The organism is Streptomyces tagetis (assembly GCF_018069565.1).
In the GTDB taxonomy this organism is placed as follows: domain Bacteria; phylum Actinomycetota; class Actinomycetes; order Streptomycetales; family Streptomycetaceae; genus Streptomyces; species Streptomyces tagetis.
The window spans coordinates 313,940-332,255 of record NZ_JAGPNL010000009.1 but is presented as its reverse complement, the minus strand read 5'-3'; the positions used below and the strand labels follow the sequence as shown (position 1 = coordinate 332,255).

The 18,316-nt window shown below is 70.3% G+C and carries 14 protein-coding genes and 3 tRNA genes; 9 read left to right on the top strand and 8 right to left on the bottom strand.

Annotated features, from left to right (window positions below; all coding sequences use genetic code 11):
* Positions 1 to 22: 22 nt before the first annotated feature.
* The 4 genes from J5Y05_RS27695 to J5Y05_RS27680 form a co-directional block, all read right to left on the bottom strand.
* Complete coding sequence (locus tag J5Y05_RS27695) at positions 23 to 1,951, bottom strand: ABC transporter ATP-binding protein (RefSeq protein ID WP_210875898.1); 1,929 nt, start codon at positions 1,949 to 1,951, stop codon at positions 23 to 25.
* Positions 1,951 to 3,684: an ABC transporter ATP-binding protein gene (locus J5Y05_RS27690; protein WP_210875896.1), complete on the bottom strand. Its 1,734-nt coding sequence runs from the start codon at positions 3,682 to 3,684 to the stop codon at positions 1,951 to 1,953. Before J5Y05_RS27690 ends, J5Y05_RS27695 begins: the two co-directional genes overlap by 1 nt.
* A 290-nt stretch (positions 3,685 to 3,974) precedes the next feature.
* Entirely contained in the window at positions 3,975 to 5,429 is a 1,455-nt protein-coding gene (locus J5Y05_RS27685) for an FGGY family carbohydrate kinase (RefSeq protein ID WP_210875894.1), read from the bottom strand.
* 54 nt (positions 5,430 to 5,483) lie between these two features.
* The gene (locus J5Y05_RS27680; protein ID WP_210875892.1) at positions 5,484 to 5,789 is read right to left on the bottom strand and encodes a YtxH domain-containing protein; all 306 of its coding nucleotides are present in this window, start codon (positions 5,787 to 5,789) and stop codon (positions 5,484 to 5,486) included.
* Positions 5,790 to 5,936: 147 nt separating this feature from the next.
* Here J5Y05_RS27680 and J5Y05_RS27675 point away from each other — a divergent pair.
* The 3 genes from J5Y05_RS27675 (at position 5,937) to J5Y05_RS27665 (ending at position 6,382) form a co-directional block, all read left to right on the top strand.
* Positions 5,937 to 6,009 (top strand) — tRNA-Asn (locus tag J5Y05_RS27675).
* A 5-nt stretch (positions 6,010 to 6,014) separates the two neighbouring features.
* Positions 6,015 to 6,087: transfer RNA gene (locus J5Y05_RS27670), tRNA-Asn, on the top strand.
* 221 nt (positions 6,088 to 6,308) lie between these two features.
* Positions 6,309 to 6,382: transfer RNA gene (locus J5Y05_RS27665), tRNA-Ile, on the top strand.
* A 630-nt stretch (positions 6,383 to 7,012) separates the two neighbouring features.
* On the opposite strand, the gene J5Y05_RS27655 is transcribed toward J5Y05_RS27665, so the two are convergent.
* Positions 7,013 to 7,777: a helix-turn-helix domain-containing protein gene (locus J5Y05_RS27655; protein ID WP_210875890.1), complete on the bottom strand. Its 765-nt coding sequence runs from the start codon at positions 7,775 to 7,777 to the stop codon at positions 7,013 to 7,015.
* Positions 7,778 to 7,995: 218 nt separating this feature from the next.
* Between J5Y05_RS27655 and J5Y05_RS27650 the strand changes: the two genes are divergently transcribed.
* The 3 genes from J5Y05_RS27650 to J5Y05_RS27640 all read left to right on the top strand — a co-directional run bounded on the left by J5Y05_RS27650 (position 7,996) and on the right by J5Y05_RS27640 (position 9,605).
* Entirely contained in the window at positions 7,996 to 8,307 is a 312-nt protein-coding gene (locus J5Y05_RS27650) for a DUF6415 family natural product biosynthesis protein (protein ID WP_247615392.1), read from the top strand.
* A 91-nt stretch (positions 8,308 to 8,398) separates the two neighbouring features.
* Positions 8,399 to 9,307 carry a radical SAM/SPASM domain-containing protein gene (locus tag J5Y05_RS27645; protein ID WP_210875887.1) on the top strand — a complete coding sequence of 303 codons (909 nt, stop codon included), beginning with the start codon at positions 8,399 to 8,401 and terminating at the stop codon, positions 9,305 to 9,307.
* 13 nt (positions 9,308 to 9,320) lie between these two features.
* Positions 9,321 to 9,605: a hypothetical protein gene (locus J5Y05_RS27640; protein ID WP_210875885.1), complete on the top strand. Its 285-nt coding sequence runs from the start codon at positions 9,321 to 9,323 to the stop codon at positions 9,603 to 9,605.
* Between the two features lie 611 nt (positions 9,606 to 10,216).
* On the opposite strand, the gene J5Y05_RS27635 is transcribed toward J5Y05_RS27640, so the two are convergent.
* On the bottom strand, positions 10,217 to 10,747 hold the full coding sequence (locus J5Y05_RS27635) for a hypothetical protein (RefSeq protein WP_210875883.1): 531 nt from the start codon (positions 10,745 to 10,747) through the stop codon (positions 10,217 to 10,219).
* A gap of 208 nt (positions 10,748 to 10,955) precedes the next feature.
* Between J5Y05_RS27635 and J5Y05_RS27630 the strand changes: the two genes are divergently transcribed.
* Positions 10,956 to 13,253: an N-acetylmuramoyl-L-alanine amidase gene (locus J5Y05_RS27630; protein WP_210875882.1), complete on the top strand. Its 2,298-nt coding sequence runs from the start codon at positions 10,956 to 10,958 to the stop codon at positions 13,251 to 13,253.
* Positions 13,254 to 14,215: 962 nt separating this feature from the next.
* A complete protein-coding gene (locus J5Y05_RS27625) occupies positions 14,216 to 14,785 on the top strand; it encodes a hypothetical protein (protein WP_210875880.1) in 570 nt (189 codons plus the stop codon).
* Between the two features lie 108 nt (positions 14,786 to 14,893).
* Here J5Y05_RS27625 and J5Y05_RS27620 read toward each other — a convergent pair whose 3' ends face one another.
* Together J5Y05_RS27620 and J5Y05_RS27615 are read right to left on the bottom strand one after the other, a co-directional pair.
* Positions 14,894 to 17,146 (bottom strand): APC family permease, encoded by a 2,253-nt coding sequence (locus J5Y05_RS27620; protein ID WP_210875878.1) that lies wholly within the window; start codon positions 17,144 to 17,146, stop codon positions 14,894 to 14,896.
* 388 nt (positions 17,147 to 17,534) lie between these two features.
* Entirely contained in the window at positions 17,535 to 17,894 is a 360-nt protein-coding gene (locus J5Y05_RS27615; protein WP_210875876.1) for a DUF6204 family protein, read from the bottom strand.
* A 243-nt stretch (positions 17,895 to 18,137) separates the two neighbouring features.
* Between J5Y05_RS27615 and J5Y05_RS27610 the strand changes: the two genes are divergently transcribed.
* Complete coding sequence (locus J5Y05_RS27610) at positions 18,138 to 18,308, top strand: hypothetical protein (protein WP_210875874.1); 171 nt, start codon at positions 18,138 to 18,140, stop codon at positions 18,306 to 18,308.
* The last annotated feature ends 8 nt before the right edge of the window (positions 18,309 to 18,316 follow it).

Here is an 18,316-nt window from a genome sequence, read left to right as displayed (position 1 = left end):
TCCCGCCGCCCCGCGGCCGGGCCTACTCGACCTCGGCCACCGCCTGGGCGAACTGCGCCCGGTAGAGCCGCGCGTAGGCCCCGCCGGCCGCCAGCAGCTCGGCGTGCCCGCCCTGTTCGACGATCGACCCGTCCTCCATGACGAGGATCGTGTCGGCGTCCCGGATGGTGGAGAGCCGGTGCGCGATGACGAACGCCGTCCGCCCGTGCGCCAGTTTGGCCATCGCCTTCTGGATCAGCACCTCGGTGCGGGTGTCCACCGAACTCGTCGCCTCGTCCAGCACCAGGATCACCGGATCGGACAGGAAGGCCCGCGCGATGGTGACGAGCTGCTTCTCCCCGGCGCTCACCCCCGTGCCCTCGTCGTCCAGCACCGTGTCGTAGCCGTCGGGCAGCGTCCGCACGAACCGGTCGGCGTGCGCGGCCCGTGCCGCCTCCTCGATCTCCCCGCGGGTGACCTCGCGCCGGGACCCGTACGCGATGTTCTCCGCTATGGTCCCGCCGAACAGCCACGTGTCCTGGAGCACCATGCCGATGCCGGAACGCAGTTCGTCCCGGGACATCGCCGCGATGTCGATGCCGTCCAGCGTGATCCGCCCGCCGGAGACCTCGTAGAACCGCATCAGCAGGTTGACCAGCGTGGTCTTGCCCGCGCCCGTCGGTCCCACGATGGCCACCGTGTGACCCGGCTCCACGGTGAGCGACAGGTCCTCGATCAGCGGCGTGTCGGGGTCGTAACGGAACGACACGTGCTCCAGCGCGACCCGTCCCCGCAGCTCCTCCGGCCGCACGCCCGGGACGGGGTCGGCCGACTGCTCCTCGGCGTCGAGGATCTCGAAGACCCGCTCCGCCGAGGCCACGCCCGACTGCACCAGGTTGGCCATCGACGCGATCTGCGTCAGCGGCATCGAGAACTGCCGGGAGTACTGGATGAACGCCTGCACGTCGCCGATGGAGAGCGTGCCCGAGGCGACCCGCAGCCCGCCGACCACCGCGATCAGCACGTAGTTCAGGTTCGACACGAACATCATCAGCGGCTGCATGATCCCGCTGTTGAACTGCGCCCGGAACCCGGCCTCGTACAGCGCCTCGTTCTGCTCGGCGAACTGCTTCGCCGACTCCTCCTGCCGGCCGAACACCTTCACCAGGGCGTGCCCGGTGTACATCTCCTCGATGTGCGCGTTCAACTGGCCCGTGGAGCGCCACTGCTGCACGAAGTGCGGCTGGGACCGCCTGCCCACCCGGGTCGCCACCACGAACGACAGCGGCACCGTCACCAGCGCCACCAGGGCGAGGAGCCAGGAGACGTAGAACATCATCACCAGCACGCCGAGCACGGTCAGCAGCGAGTTGATCAACTGACCCATCGACTGCTGGAGGGTCTGGCCCATGTTGTCGATGTCGTTGGTCGCCCGGGACAGCACCTCACCGCGCTGACGGCTGTCGAAGTACGACAGCGGCAGCCGCGACAGCTTCGTCTGCACGTCCTCCCGCAGCCGGAACATCGTCCGGTTGACCGCCCGGTTCACCAGCCGGGTCGCCACCGCCATCAGCAGCCCCGCCACCAGGAAGGTGCCGAGCGCGAGCAGCAGCACCTGGCCGACGGCGGTGAAGTCGATGCCCCGGCCCGGCGTGAAGTCGGTGCCGCGCAGCATGTCGGCGATCCGGTCCTCGCCGCGCGCCCGCATCGACTCCAGGACCTGTTCCTTCGTGGTCCCGGCCGGCAGGTCCCGGCCGACGATGCCGCCGAAGACCAGGTCGGTGGCCTTGCCGAGGATCTTCGGCCCGATCACGCTCAGGCCGACGCTGAGGACCACGCAGGCCAGCAGCGCCCAGATCGTCACCCGTTCCGGCCGGAACCGGCCGATGAGCCGCTTGCCGGACCCCACGAAGTCCATCGACCGCTGGTCGGGACCGGCCCCGGCCATCATGCGTCCCCCAGGACCGGCCATCAGGCAGCCTCCGCTTCCGTGAGCTGGGAGAGCACGATCTCCCGGTACGTCTCGTTCCCGGCCATCAGTTCGCGGTGCCGGCCGACGCCGACCACCTGGCCCTCGTCCAGCACGATGATCCGGTCGGCGTCCCGGATGGTCGCCACCCGCTGCGCCACGATCACCACGGTCGCCTCGGCCGTCTCCCGGGACAGCTCGGCGCGCAGCGCCGCGTCCGTCGCGTAGTCCAGGGCGGAGAAGGAGTCGTCGAAGAGGTAGATCTCCGGGCGCTGCACCAGCGTCCGGGCGATGGCGAGCCGCTGCCGCTGGCCGCCGGAGACATTGGTGCCGCCCTGCGCGATGGGCGCGTCCAGCCCGCCCTCCAGCGCCTCGACGAACCCCTTGGCCTGCGCCACCTCCAGCGCCCGCCACAGTTCCCCGTCGGTGGCGTCCGGGTTGCCGTAGCGCAGGTTCGTCGCCACGGTGCCGGCGAACAGGTACGGCTTCTGCGGCACCAGGCCCACGGTGCGGGCCAGCAGCGCCGGGTCGAGGGTGCGTACGTCCGCCCCGTCGACCAGCACCTCGCCCTCGGTCGCGTCGAAGAGCCGGGGCACCAGGGAGAGCAGCGTGGTCTTGCCGCTGCCGGTCGAGCCGATGACGGCGGTCGTCTCGCCGGGCCGCGCCACCAGGCCGACGCCACGCAGCACGGGCTCCTCGGCGCCGGGGTAGCGGAAGCCCGCGCCGCGCAGCTCCAGCCGGCCCCGCCGGCGCAGTTCGGTGACGGGCGCGGCCGGCGGCACCACACTGCTCTCGGTGTCCAGGACCTCCTGGATGCGCTCGGCGCACACCTCGGCGCGCGGCACCATCATGAACATGAAGGTGGCCATCATCACGGACATGACGATCTGCATCAGATAGGCGAGGAAGGCGGTCAGGTCGCCGATCTGCATGCCGCCGCTGTCGATGCGGTGCGCGCCGAACCAGACCACCGCGATCGACGACAGGTTCACCACCGTCATGACCACCGGGAACATCAGCGCCAGCAGGTTGCCGGTGCCGAGCGCCACGTCCGTCAGCTCCGCGTTGGCCTTGCGGAAGCGCCGCTCCTCGTACGCGTCCCGCACGAAGGCCCGGATCACGCGGTTGCCGGTGATCTGCTCGCGCAGCACCCGGTTCACCGTGTCCAGCCGCACCTGCATCGAGCGGAACAGCGGGCGCAGCCGCCGCACGATCAGCGTCACGCTGACCGCCAGCACCGGGATCACCCCGAGCAGCACCCCGGACAGCGGCACGTCCAGGCCGAGGGCCAGCACCACACCGCCGACGCACATGATCGGCGCCGACACCATGAGGGTGAACGTCATCAGGGCCAGCATCTGGACCTGCTGGACGTCGTTGGTGGTCCGCGTGATCAGCGAGGGCGCCCCGAAGTGGCTCACCTCGCGCGCGGAGAAGGACTGCACCCGGTCGAAGACGGCGCCCCGCACGTCCCGGCCGAGCGCGGCGGCCGTGCGGGCGCCGAAGTACACGGCGCCGATGTTGCACACGACCTGGGCGAGCGAGATGGCGATCATCACGGCGCCGAAGCCCATGATGTAGCCGGAGTCGCCCTGGACGACACCGTTGTCGATGATGTCCGCGTTGAGGGTGGGCAGGTAGAGGGTGGCGCAGGTCTGGAGGAACTGGAGTACCACCACCAGGGCGATGGGTTTCCTGTAGGGCCTGAGATGGGCCCGCAGCAATCGTATGAGCACGCTGGGTCTCTCGGAGTCGGCGACGGGGCGAGTGGTTGCCCCTGGCCCCTATCGTCGAACACTCCACCGGCGTTACCTCAACCGATTTTCCGGCGGGGCGGCGGCGGGCCCCCGGCGGCGGGCCCCGGCGGCGGGGGTGCCGTCCCACGGGGACCGGCGTCACGCGTTCGTCCGCCCCCACTGCTTTCGGCCTGCCGGCCTCGCGCTCCCGGTCTGCCGGTCTCCCGGCCTCCCGGTCGGTCTCCTGGTCCGCCGGTCTCCTGGTCCGCCGGCCTCCCGGTCTCCGTCGGCTACGCGCGCAGCGCCCCCGGGTGGGTCTGCTCGCGTACGGAGACGTACTGCTGGCGCACCGCCTGGCCGACCGCGAGGTTCTCGCCCGGCTCCAGCACCTGGGCGACCGGGCCCTGCCAGAGCGGGGGAGTCCGCGGGTCCAGCGTGCCCTGCGAGGCGCCGAGCGCCCAGGCCGCCTGGCGGGCGGCGCCGATCGCCGCGTAGTCGGCCGGCTGCGGGACGACGACCTGCGTGCCGAAGAGCGCGGGCGCCACCTCCTGCACCGCCGGCAGCTCGGCCGCCGCGCCCAGCAGGAAGACCCGCCGCACGTCCACGCCCCGGGCGCGCAGCACGTCCAGCGCGTCCGCCAGACCGCACAGCATCCCCTCGAACGAGGCCCGCGCCAGGTGCTCCGGCTTCATCGACTCGCGCCGCAGACCGGCCAGGGTGCCGGCGGTGTGCGGCAGGTTCGGCGTCCGCTCGCCCTCCAGGTAGGGGAGCAGGACGAGCCCGTGCGAGCCCGGCGTCGACTTCATCGCCAGGCCGGACAGGGTCTCCAGGTCCGGCACGCCGAGCAGCTCGGCGGCGCCGCGCAGGGCCCGTACGGCGTTGAGCGTGGTGACGACGGGCAGGTGCATGCCGGTGGCGTCGGCCAGGGCCGTGATCATCCCGGACTGGTCGACGAGCGGTTCGGAGTGGACCGCCATCACCGAACCGGAGGCGCCGAGCGAGACGACCGCGTCGCCGAGGCCGATGCCGAGCCCGAAGGCGGCGGCCATGGTCTCGCCGGTGCCGGCGGAGATCAGCAGCCCCTCCGGGGTGGTGCCGGCCGCGTCGGCGGGCCCGATCACCTCGGGCAGGACGACCTGCCGGCCGAGGGCCAGCTCGACCAGGTCGGGCCGGTAGCCGCCGGTCGCCGCCGACCAGTAGCCGGTGCCCGAGGCGCCGCCCCGGTCGGTGGTGCGGCGCAGCGGGCGGCCCAGCAGTTGCCAGACGAGCCAGTCGTGGGCCTGGAGCAGGCCCGCGGTGCGCGCGGCGGACTCGGGCTCGCTGCGGGCCAGCCAGCGCAGCTTGGTCACGGCCTGGGCGGCCTGCGGCACGCTGCCCACGGACTGCGCCCACGCCTCCCGCCCGCCGAAGGCGTCGATCAGGTCGGCCGCCGCCACCTGCGCCCGTTTGTCACCGCCGACCATCGCCGGGCGCACGGTGTTGCCCTGCGCGTCCAGCGGCACGACCGCGTTGGGCTGTGCCGAGACCCCGATGGCCTGGACGCCCTCCAGCAGGCCGCCGCCGGCCGCCTCGCCGAGCGACAGGAGCCACGCCTGCGGGTCGACGTCGGAGGGACGGCCGCCGCCCTCGGGGCTCTCCACGGGATGCGGAGCGTATCCCTGCCGCAGCACGGCACCGGTGTCCGCATCACAGACGACGATACGAGTGAAATCGGGCGAACTGTCCAACCCGGCGACTATCCCCATGACCGAAATTCTGCCGTACGGCGAGAGATGCCGTACCCCATGGGGGCAGAAGCCTCAGGTGGCGCTGCTGCCCCAGTCGTCCCGGCCCGCGCCCTGCGCGTTGCGCTCGCGCAGGGAACGCACCCGCTGGGCGACGGAATCGGGCATCCGGTCGCCGACCCGGTCGCTCACCGCGTGGTACGCCAGGTCGGCGAAATGGCGGCCCTGCTGCGCCGCCGACTCCGCGGTGTTGCGGACCGCCGGGTTCTGCGCGACCTGCTGGGCGGACTTCCTGAGCTGCTCGTAACGCTCCCGGCCGGCCTTCGTGCCCAGCACGTAGCCGACGGCGAGCCCCACGATGAACGTGAGCCGGTAACGCATGGTGGCCACCCTTCCCTTGCGTGGTTCCTCGGCGCGGGGGGAACCGATTGGGGAGCACCCCCCCGCTTGCGCTAATGTATGTGTCGCAGCGAACGCGCGCCCTCTGGCGGTTACCCAGGCGGGTGCGTTCGATGCGAGACGAGGCATTCCTCCGTAGCTCAATTGGCAGAGCAGCCGGCTGTTAACCGGCAGGTTACTGGTTCGAGTCCAGTCGGGGGAGCTCGGTCCTCCGTAGCTCAATTGGCAGAGCAGCCGGCTGTTAACCGGCAGGTTACTGGTTCGAGTCCAGTCGGGGGAGCAGCAGAACGAGGACCCCGCCAGGGGTCCTTTTTCCTGTGCGCCCCACCGGTTCCCCAGGCGTTCCCCAGGCGTTTTTCCCCCGCCGGGAACCGCGGAGCGCACGGCGGAGTCCTCATGGTCGTGAACGCGCCGGACGCGCCGACCATTCGAGGCAGGAGATCGTATGAGCGGCTATGCTGCGGCAGACGGCGCGCACACATGTACGCGACACGCCGCTATGGGGCGGTAGCTCAGCCGGTTAGAGCAACGGACTCATAATCCGTCGGCCGTGGGTTCGAGTCCCACCCGCCCCACTGGAAAAGCCGTCAGAAACGCGGCCCTCGCCAGCAGAACGAGCACCCCGACTGGTGTAGACCAGAAGGGGCGCTCACTCGTTTTCGGCGCCCTGCGTGAGCGGCCGTGTCGGACGGCAAGGGTCGGCGGGCGCGCGGCACGATGCCCTCGGCGTTCCTCGCCACCTCCTGGTCGACCTGCGGCAGGAGACTGGTGTACGTGTCGGACGCTAGCTGAACCGTCCCGTCCCGAAGCGTCTCCTTGATCGCATGCAGGTCACCTCCACCCGCATGGATCAGCGTCGCCGCCACGTGGCGTAGATCACGAAGGTTGATCGGCGACAACCCCGGCCTCCCGAGACAGGCGCCGGAAGGCGTCCGACACCTCATCCGTGAACAACGGCCCCAGCTCGTCCCGCACCCGGATCGCCAGGCTCCCCTTCGGGAACGCGGCCCGCGCCACCCGCACCGTCTCCGCCGGGATCTCCCCAGACCCCTTCGGCTGCATCGACATCCGCACCCATCCCATACGACAACGTCGGCCTTCAAGACCACAACAGGGTCTTGAAGGCCGACGTCACGCCAGGCCCCGAATCAACCAACAGCATCCCCACGAAGGGGAGGGCGGGGCCGCTTTCGTGCGTCCAGGGGCTACTCGGGAGGCCGGTTGTACGAGTCGAGCGTGGCCTTCGCTGTCGACGTGTCCAGTAGCCGCAGCTCCCACGGCCCCGTGTTCACGTCGAACTCCTTCCCGAACCCCACCCACTTGCCGGCCATCCGGCGGCCGGTCGGCTCGGCCAGCATCTGGATCGCGCCGAAGTACCGGGCGCCTCGGTAGTAGCCCTCGGCGGCGGTCTGCTCGGTCCACGTGCCGGTGACGGTGCTTCCCTCCACCTGCAAGTCGAGGGTGAGCGGGCTGTCCGGGTTGAGACTGGCGCCGGGCAGGCTCCGGCCGGTGAGCCGGTTGCCGTGTTGAAGGAGGACGATGTGGTGCTTGCCGGTGAAGACGGCGTTGTCCCGCCCGCTGGAGACGTACTCGTAGGTGGACAGCCACACCCCTGAGTAGTTCCCGCGTGCTGTCGCTTGCGGTGCCAGCGTCCCGTTCGCGATGGGTACACCGACGGGTGAGTCCTGGAGGTCGTGTCCGCCCTGGCCGTCCTCGGAGATCCGGGCGAGCGTGGCGGGCGGGAAGCCCAGCGACTCTATCGGCAGGCCGGTGACCGCCTCCAGCGCACGTGCGTACACGGGGCGAGGGGCTGCGGTGGTGCCGGACTCCCAGCGCTGCACGAGCCGCTTGGAGGCGTCATTGGGTTGTCCGACTCGCTGGCCGGCGTCGCGGATGGCGCGGGCGAGTTCGTCTTGGGACATGAGCAGGCCCATGCGGACCGCTCGGAGGGTTCCGTTCGGAGTGGCCATGTGATCGACGGTAGCTCCCCCACGGATGGAATGACACCGAAATGACGCCCGGTGTGCCGTCGCAGCGACGCCTCGTCTGTCGTCGCGTTCGCAGAATAACGGCGCGAACGTGAGCCGTGACACAAAACCCCGGCGGCTGCGTGACCGGCCCCGGGCGTGGACGACACCCGAGGAGTGCCGCCGTGCCACACGCTGCTGCCCCCGTAGACCCGACGACGATGCGGGAAACAGCCACCCTGCTGCTCGCACCCGATGCCAGAGAGCCCAGTCCGGAAGAGCTGGAGTCCCTGCTCTTGGCGCTGCGCGGAATGATCGAGAGCGCCGTCCCCGAGATCGAGACGATCGCCGCACGTCTCCCGGAAGACGACGTGCCCCGGACCTGCGCGCTGGCCTGCGTCGGCGAGGCCCGGATGCGGCTGCGACTGTCCCCCGGAGAAACGTTCGACCAGCGCCACGTCGTCGCGCAGAAGCTCGCCCTTACAGTCCGGTCCCTGGCCGACCACTGCTGGGCCCTGGGGCGCGCGTCGTAACGGCTTCCAGACTCCCGCCCGAGCCGGGGCACCTTGCCGGGTCTGCCCGGCCGGGCGGGTCATCCACCCCCTGTACAGGAAGGCGAATGGGATGACGTTACCCCTGCCCTTGGGCTTCGCGTGGCTCGAAGTCACCGGGCGCTGCAACCTGGAGTGCACGCACTGCTACGCGGACTCGTCCCCGCGCGGCACGCACGGCATCATGACCTGCACGGACTGGAAGGACACCATCAGCCAGCTCGCGGTGATGGGGACTCGCGACGTGCAGTTCATCGGCGGCGAGCCCCTGCTGTACCCGCACATCGAGGAGCTGATCGTCCACGCCCGGATGGCCGGCCTCACGGTGGAAGTCTTCTCCAACCTCACGACCGTGCCCGACCACCTGTGGCAGATGTTCGTGGAGCATGACGTCAGGCTGGCGACGTCGTACTACTCCGACACCGCCGCCGACCACGACGCGGTCACTGCCCGGAAGGGCTCCCACGCCCGGACCCGGGCCGGCATCCAGCGCGCGCAGGAACTGGGCCTCACCCTGCGGGGAGGCGTCATCCAGGTCCGGCCCGAGCAGCGCACCCTCCAGGCGCAGCAGGACCTCAACGAACTGGGCCTCACCGTCGTCGGCGCGGACCGGTGGCGGGCGTTCGGCCGGGCCGGCCAGGGAGCGGCGCCCACGATGGCGGACCTGTGCGGGCACTGCGCCGACGGTAAGGTCGCGATCGGCCCCGACGGCGACGTCTGGCCGTGTGTGCTGGGCCGGTTCATCAGCCTCGGGAACGTCAAGGACTTTCCGATCGAGGACATCTGGTCGGGGCCGGCCACGCGCCGGGCCCGCTCCGAGATCCAGGCCGCCCACCGGAACCTGCCCGCGCAGAACTGCACGCCGCCGCAGTTCCTCCCGATGTGCGGGCCGTGCAGCCCGTGTGTGCCGTCGGTGGGTCACTGCGACCCGCGGGTAGCCGACGGCCCGGCCGCTACGATCGGCAGCCCTGCCGGAGACTGACCGAGAGGCGACCATGGAGCGCACCGAGGACGAGTGGGCACGCATCGCGGGGTACGTGCGGCACACGCTGAATAAGCTGGCGTCGCAGCCCTTGCCGCTGTGCCTGCCGGGCGAGCCGCAGGAGTGCGGGAAGACCGCCAGGGAGCACGTGCTGCTGTGGTCGGCGGAGCTGAAGGCGGTGGCGCACGATCTGATCGAGACGTCGGCGCCGACCCGCGAGGACGCGGTGCACTACTCGGGGCCGCTGTACCGGCAGACCCTGGAGTCGCTGCGCGGGAACCGAGGCGCCCGTGTCTGAGTGGACTGATCCGCGCTACGCGCAACTGGTGGCCGCCTGGCGGCGTTCGCAGCAGCCCGCGTCGCGTGACCCGCAGGAGCAGCCGGTGAGGGGATTCGTAGTCCCTCCCAGGCCCTGATCGCGGCACGACCGCGGCCCCGGACGGCAACCTCAACGCCGTCCGGGGCCGCTTGGCGTCTGCCTGTTGTGGTGAGCGGGGGAGTGCAGGAGAACAGAATCTGAGCAGGTCAGCCCGCGTGCAGCCCAAAGGGATTGCGTGAGCGGTGCGTGAGCGGAGGTCCCGCAGAGGGCCGGATTCCTCGGAGTGAGCCGGAGGGACTGGCACCAGCGACGAGGGATTTCCGGAGTACTCGGAGTCATCCGGAGTGAGCCGGAGTAGAAGCTTCGGACTCACAATCCGTCGGCCGTGGGTTCGAGTCCCACCCACCCCACCCATCCAGAAACCCGTCGCCCCGCGGAAACGCCTGTCCGGCGCGGTGCCGCACGAGTACCAGGCCGTGGAGGACCTGCCGATCCGGCGGGGCGGGGCGCCCGGAGCCCACGAGTCGCACGCCGCAGCCCCAGGACCGGCCCCCCGACGACTGCCGAGCAGGTAGCTCCCCGTTACGAGGTCAGGCCGGAAGTGGCCGTACGACATGGGACGTGACGGAGCAGAGCCAAGTCGCTCCGGCGGGGGTGCGGGTCGTGTGAGGCGCGGTGCCGTGGTCGGGACAGAGTGGCCAGAGGAGACGGTCCCGGTCGGCGAGGAGGCATTGCACGCCCTCCGCGGTCTCGACGGAGATGTCGATCGGGTCGACGCCCCGCACTCTCTCGTTGCCGATGGTGAGCAGGCCGGTCGGTTCCCGCCCGTGGGGCGGCTCGCAGAACACGGGTACGACGAAGACGCGGCCTGTGTCCTGTCGCACCTGCTCAAGCAGCGCGGTGACCGTCCGTTCGGCGAGGACGCGCCGGTGCGTGCTCAGGAGAGGAGCGAAGTGCGCAGCCGGCATGGCGCCGTTACGCGCGAAGGTGGTCCGGAGAAAGGCGAAGACCTCCGGAGAGCCGAGGCGGCCTGCGATGTCGGTGTCAAGCTCATCGGAGAGCACCTGGAGCCAGGCTCGGAACGCCGGGTCGTCCGCTGTCGGGGAGGGTTCTGTAGGCATGTCGCTCCACTGTGGGGCCCGGTCGGTCCGTTTCATGAAGGCGCGAGGTTGGTGCACCAACGGTGGTTCGCGCTCCAAGTTGTCAGCGTCTGGGGCGTCCGGGTCGTACAACCTTTGCCGGTGCGCGCCGGTCTCCTGTGTGGCCATCGCATTCGGGTGGTCGGCTTCCGCTCGACTCCTCCCTGATGAAGAAGGTCCGCGAACTGTCATGCGCACTCCACGTCACTTCTGGAAGACGACCGCTGTCGTCGCGGCCGGACTCTCCGGGGCCCTCGCACTGCAGAGCATGAACGGCCGGCAGCAGGCCGGTGACGGTCCTTCGGCGGACAAGCCGGGGCCCGTCACGAGCAGGGCCGAGACGAGCGCGCTCCGCGTGTCCGGGGACGGTACCTCCGCGTCGCTGGGCAAGAGGGACACCGAGCCGTTCAGCATGCTCGGCGTGACGTGGTCCGACCCGTCCGCCCATGTCGGCGGCAGGGTCGAGGTCCGCACCCGGCAGGCCGGTACGCAGGTCTGGTCGCGGTGGATGAAGCTGGACGGCGACAGCGGTCAGGGCGAGAGCGGCGCCCGGCGTGGGGGAACCGAACCGGCCTGGGTGGGCCCGTCCGACGGCGTCGAGGTACGCGTCGACGGCAAGGGAGCCGGTCGGCTGCCCAAGGGGCTGCGGCTGGACATGGTCGATCCCGGCAGCGGCGAGATCACGGCGCTGGAACCGGCGGCGTACTCACGTGACGGGGGTGCGACGCCCGAACCTCCGGTCGCCGAGCCGGAACAAGGCACGGACCCGGGTGACGAGCCGCAGCCGGACGGGACCGCGTCCGAGCCCCCGGTCTCCGAACCCCCGGTCTCCGAGCCGGAGGTGCCCGACCCGTCCTCTCCCGAACCCTCGTCCGGCCCGCAGGAACCGATCCCCTCACCGTCCGGGCCGTCCGCCCCCTCCTCGCCCGGCCCGTCGGTGAGCGTGCCGCCCGCGCCGCCGTCCACCACGCCGGTCCCTCCGATCACGTCCCGGGCCGGCTGGGGCGCGGACGAGTCGATCAGCCCGGAGGAGCCCGGCTATCTGCCCGACGGCCGGGTCGAGGCGGTCGTGGTGCATCACACCGCCGAGTCCAACGACTACACCTGCGCCCAGGGCCCGGCCGTCGTGCGCGGCATCTACGCCTACCACGTCAAACAACTCGGCTGGAAGGACGTGGGCTACAACTTCCTGGTCGACAAGTGCGGCATCGTCTACGAGGGCCGCAAGGGCGGGGTCGACCGGCCGGTGATGGGCGCCCACGCCTACGGGTTCAACGCGCAGACCACCGGCATCTCCGTCCTCGGTACCTACACCGCCGCCGCGCCCTCCACGGCCGCCCTGACCTCGGTCGCCCGTATCGCCGCCTGGAAACTCGGCCAGTACGGTGTCGACCCCGCCGGCACCGTCACCCTCACCGCGGGCGACAGCGGACGCAGCTATTACGGGAAGACCTGGGCCAAGGGCGCCCGGCTGTCCCTGCCCGCGATCCACGGCCACCGCGACGGCTACAACACCCAGTGCCCCGGCGACGCCTTCTACGACAAGCTCCCGACCCTGCGGGCCTGGGCGGGCGGACCGGTCTCCGGGCTCACCCTGAAGTCGGTCACCGGCGCCGGAACGGCCGGGACGACGACCTACACCAAGAGCGCGGTGACCGTGAACTGGTCGGCCACCACCCCGGCCCCGCTCATCGCGAGGTACGAGCTGCTGGTGAACGGCAAGGTCGCCGCCACCACGGCAGGTACCGCCACCTCCGCCAAGGCCACCCTGGCCGCAGGCACCCACAAGGTGGCCGTCCGCGCCGTTCACCAGTCCGGTGCGACGGCCACGACGACGGCCACGACCGTGGTCGCCGAGACCACCGCACCCGCCTTCCCCACCAAGCCGAACCTGGCGCTGCGCACCGGCACCGTCGACACCGCCGCCGTCCCCCTCACCCTGAAGTGGAAGGCCACCGACGGTGCCGCGCTGAAGGAGGTCCGGCTCACCGCCCCGACCGCGAAGACCTACGGGCCCACGGTCACCAGCGCCAACCACACCGCCAAGTCCGCCACCGCCACCAAGTGGTCGCTGAGCGCCTACGACCAGGCCGGCAACACCGCCACCGCCTCGGTCACCGGCACCCCGGTCATCCTCCAGGAGAGCTCGGCAGCGAAGACCGGCACCTGGAGCACCAAGTCCTCCTCCAGCTACCTCGGCGGCAAGTCGTACACCAGCTCCACCAAAAACGCGTCCCTGACCTGGACCTTCACCGGCCGTTCGGTCGCCTGGACCGTCTCCCGCGCCGCCACCTCCGGCCAGGCGGACATCTACGTCGACGGCAAGAAGGTCACCACCGTGGACCTGAAATCCGCCACCACCAAGTACCGCGACGCGATCTGGACCAAGACCTGGGACACCAGCGCCAAGCACACCGTCAAGATCGTCGTCGTCGGCACCAGCGGTCGCCCAGCGGTCACCACCGACGGCCTCGTCTACCTCAAGTAACAGCGGCAGTCCCGACAAGCCCCTCGGCAGGGGCCGGCACGTGAGCATCCCACCGGCTCGCGCTGCCGTCCGGAAGTGGCCAGTCGGAGGCCAGGGTTCCTCAACCACGATGCGGTTGGGCGGACACGTCGGGTCGTTTGGTCTCGGCCCCGGCTTTCCGTTCCCGTGCCCTGTTTCCGGGACCCGAGAGGGCCCAGGAAACAGGGCACCGGCGTGCGATCCCTGCCGACCGGTGCCCCTCGGCCCGTAGCGCGGGCCCGAAGCGAACACGGCCCGGACTCCGCTCGGCGCGGAGATCCGCGAGTGGGCCATCGTCGATCAGGAGGAGACCCACGCGGTAGCCGCGGCTGCGACCATGCCCGTGACGTTCCCCGGGCCAGGGCCTCGGGCGCCTGTGATGACGCCATGCCGGTGATCGAGGCAGCGGTGTCTCAGGCAGAGCAGGCGTAGGCGGAACATCTCAAGCGAATCGACGGAGAGGACGGGGCACGATGACCGATCACCTGAAGGACCCGCAGGCCGTCTCGTGGGCCAGATGCCCCTGACGGCCCCTCACGGACCCGGCCGAGTCGCCGTCTGCGCGGAGACGGCGCCTCCCGGCCGACAGATCGCCGTAACGGACCGGCCCTGCCCTGCCATGACGTTTCAGGATCGTGCCGCCAGGACCAGCGTCAACGCCCGCGTGCTGATCAGCCTCTGGTTTCGGCCGATGGGTCCGCGCCGCTCTGTCTCTCCTGGGCGTGATCCGGTTGAATGTTGTGCGATCAGGACGCGTCTGAAGGGGGCAGAGCGTGAGTGGACCACCGCCGGGAATGCCGCCGTTACCCGGAAACCCGCCGGGCCCAGTCCCAGATCCACCGGGGCCGCCGGTGCCTGGCCCAGCTCCAGACCCGGTGCCGGACCCATCGCCTCCCGCACGCAGGCTGGGTGACGTTGCGGCGCTGATCTCGGCTTTCGCGGCCGTGGCCGGTTTACTGCTCGGCTTCTTCGGTCTGCCGACTGTGATCGACTCGCCCACAGCGCAGACGGTGACGGCCACCGTGACGGCAACGGTCACGGTGACCGCGCCGGCTCCGATGCCGACCGGTTCCCCTGACGAAGCCTCGGTGAACCCGTCGAGCCCGGCGCCCCTGCCCACAGGCGAGGTGCCGTTGACCGATCTTTCCCCCGTGCGTGGCAGCGGCTTGTTCGACCTTCGGTCGGTGAGCATCGGGTCGAAACCATACGAGCAGGCGATGACGTTGACCTACCCCTGTAACACCACGGCAGGAATCCAATACAGCATCAATGAGCGCTACAAGTCGCTCACTTTGATCGTGGGCCTGGACGACAGGAGCACGGCCGAACTGATCAAGGTGACGATCGAGGGTGACGGCCGCGCACTGAAGACCGTGGGCGCGGAGATCAACCGGCCGCAGAACGTGACCGTGGATATGGCAAGTGTCAGGAAACTCGCCATCAAATCCTTCGGCGAGTGCGGCGACAGCGACAAGATCCTGCTCGCGCTGGCCGATGCCACGCTCCACTCGTGACGAGTGCCCGGCATGGAGCCCTTCACGACCCCCTTCACGACCCCCTTCACGTCGGTGAGGCAGGGGCGTGCGGTGCGAACAGTGCGGTGCCCCGACCGTGGCCTTCCCTCAAGAGATGTGGAAGGGAACGCTCGTGACGACAATCTTGGGGAGTGGTCGCAGGGCACGGCGAAGGCGGGCGGCGTCCTTGCTGTGCAGGAGTCGGTGGCGCAGGTGCTGGGTGACGATCTCGGGAAGGATCACTGTGATGGTGAGGCTCGGGCGTTGGCGGTGGAGTGCCTCGATGTAGTGGATCAGCGGAGCGACGATCGCACGGTAGGGGGAGAGGACGACGTGCAGTGGCACATGGTCGCCCCAGGTGGTCCAGTAACCGCGGAATCGCTGTGCCTCCTCTTCGCTGGGGCTGATGTGTACGGCGAGTGTGGGTTGCCGGAGTGAGGCCGCGTAGGCGAGGGCGCGCAGGCCGGCGAGATCGAGGGAGGCGAGGGCGACGACCGCCAGATGATGTACGGCCTGGGGTGTTTCCTCTTTCTCTTCTTCGCCCTGCCCCGTCTCATGGTCGGGCCATCCGCCTTCGGGTTGTACGGGGTGTGGTGTCGCCGTTGGCGCAGGGGCAGGAGCACGGGCGCCGGCGCGGTCGCGTGTTTCGGTGGCGTCGGGGTGAAGCCGGAGCGCCGCGTCGGCCTTTTGGTAGTGGTGCCGAATCCGTGTGGCCAGGAGGAAGAACAGACCGATGGCCATGAGGGCGACCCAGGCGCCGGAAGTGAATTTGGTGATGGCGGCGGTGATGAGAACGAGTGTGGAGAGCAGCGCCCCGGTAGCGTTGAAGGTGAGGCTCTTGCGCCAGTGCCGGGTACGGACGCGGCGCCAGTGCACCACCATCCCGGTCTGCGACAGGCTGAAGGCGAGGAAGACGCCGACCGCGTACAGCGGGATCAGCGAATCGGTGTTGCCGGCGAACACCACGAAGACGAGGGATGCGGCGACCGATAGAAGGGCGATGCCGTTACTGAAGGCCAGGCGGTCGCCTTGCCTGAGGAAGATGTGGGGGGCGTGGCCGTCGCGGGCCAGGAGAAACAGCACGCGGGGGAAGTCGTTGTACGCGGTGTTCGCCGCGAGAAGGAGGACCGCCGCGGTCGCAGCCTGGACGAAGACGTACATCGGCCCGGAATGGAAAGTCAGGTGGGCGAGCTGCGACAGCACGGTCTCGCTGCCGCGGGGGATGACGCCGCGTAGGTGGACGATGGCGATGATGCCTCCGAACATGGCGACGAGCAGGCTGATCATCCAAGTGAGGGTGGTGCGCGCGTTGCGCCATCGGACGGGCCGGAAGGCCGGAACCGCGTTGGAGATGGCCTCGATGCCGGTCATGGCCGTGGACCCGGATGCGAAGGCTCGCATGATGAGCAGCACTCCGATGCCCTCGGTCGCGGTCGGATGAGGGGCGGGGGTCGGCCGGAACCCACTCCCCGCGGAGTCCGCCAGGTTGCCGATGATCAGGGCGAACATCGCGAGGATGAAGGCGTAGGTCGGCGCGGCGAACAGAACGCCGGCCTGCCGAATCCCACGCAGGTTCCCGACCAGCAGGAGAGCGATCATGATCAGGCCCAGGGGAACCGTGGCCGGCGCCAGTGAGGGGATGGCTGAGGTGATCGCGGCGATACCGGAGGCGATCGAAACCGCGACGGTGAGGACGTAGTCGATCAGCAGGCCCCCCGCCGCCATCAGCCCAGGCATGAGTCCCAGGTTGTCACCGGCCACGATGTAGGAGCCGCCCCCGTGCGGGTAAGCGCGGATCGTCTGCCGGTAGGACACGCCGACCACCAGCATCAACAAGGCGATGGTCGCTGCGATGGGCAGGGAGTACGCCAGTCCGGTGGAGCCCGCGAGCACGAGTACGGCCAGCATCGCCTCCGGGCCGTAGGCCACCGAAGACAGGGCATCGGCCGACAGCACCGGCAGCGCCACCAGTTTGCGCATACTTTCGCGTACGACGGCGGTGCTCTTCAGCGGCGCTCCCAGCAGCACCCGACGGGAGCGATGCGCGAAGCGGCCCACAGGTGAGCGACCGGCCTCGTCCGCGCCGTCAGCCCTTTGCTCCGATACGCCTCCGCCCAGGGAGCTGACGCGTACCAACTGGCCGAACCGGGTCGGGTGAATGTCCGCCGCCGGGGGAAAAACACCCGTGTCAGGGTTGACAGGAAGCGCCCGGTGTTCCGTCGCGGACCGCGGGGCCACGCGATGCCACTGCCGGCCGACCTGGCGCAGTACCCGGAGTTGCTCCTGGTCGAGACCTGGCAGCGCTTCGGATGGACGAGGCACTCCGGAGTCCCACTCATCCTTTTCATGGCCCTTGTTCACATCGCTCAGTGTGGGCAGAAGCGGGGCCGGAACCGGTGACCTCAGTCCCGCGCGTACGAGCGTGGCGCCGGTCCTGGCCCGGCCGAATCGCCAGGGGAGCCGGCGTGACGCTCCGGGCAGCCTTGTTCGCCGGAATCGACCCCCCTCGCCACCGGTTTGCGTGACGGGAGGCGGCACGCCGCCGTTGGCGTAATGGGCGAGATCTTCAATTCGGTGGCGTCACGCCTCGTTGCCACAGCACTCGCCGACCAAGCCGGCGCCGCCCTGGACACAGCCGAACCCGGCCCACAGGCCGTTCTCCCTGATGTGGAGAGGCAGTCGACCGGCACCACGTCGGTGCCCACGATCGTGAGTCGCGGAGTCCGGTGCCGGAGCGGCTGTGGCGGGGTCAGGGGGTGTTTCGGGATGCCGCGCGGCGTTGGCGTTTGCTCAGGGGGGCCTGGGAGAGGTCTTCGGCTTGGGAACGGAGGTTCTTGTAGCCGTAGCCGCGTTCGGTCAGCCATGTCTTCGCGGCTTCCTCCGCGCGTTCGGACGCCGCCAGGATGTCCTCCTCTTCCTCTCCCGAGTCCTCGAAGCGGAAGGTGAAGGCGGAGCGTGCCGCCACGTCGTAACTGAGGTGCCCCTCGCGGGTGAAGGCCGCGCGCAGGATGTCGTGTTCCGCGGCGTCGGCGAGGAGTTCGGCACGCTGACCGTCGCTGAGTCCGTCGAAGACGCCGCGGACGGTGATGCGGAAGGTGCGAGTGCTCATCCCACGACATTAGCCAGCGGGGTGGGGGAGTTCACCAGGGTTTCGCGTGGCGGCGGCGGGGCACGGGGTCACTTCACCGTGCCTGGCCTTCGCGGTCCGGCCGGGGCGGCGGAGCCGCAACGTCGGCATCATGCCCAGGTCGCTGCTGGGGCCGCGTCTGCACGCCCGCCGTATCCCGTCCGTCAGGGGCTTTCTCCGGCGGAGAGGTGGGTACTCGGGGCGGGTGCGTGAGGAGGCAGGCAGATGAGTGACTTCACCCCGACTCCGTCGCAGGCCGAGGGCGAGCGGGACGACGAGCAGGACAGCGGGCGGCTGAGCCCGCCGCACCCCACCCCTTCGCAGGCCGAGGGCGAGCGTGAGGAGACGCCTCCGGCGGGGGAGGACCGGGAGGCGGACGACCCGCGCCGGAGCTGAGCCGCGGG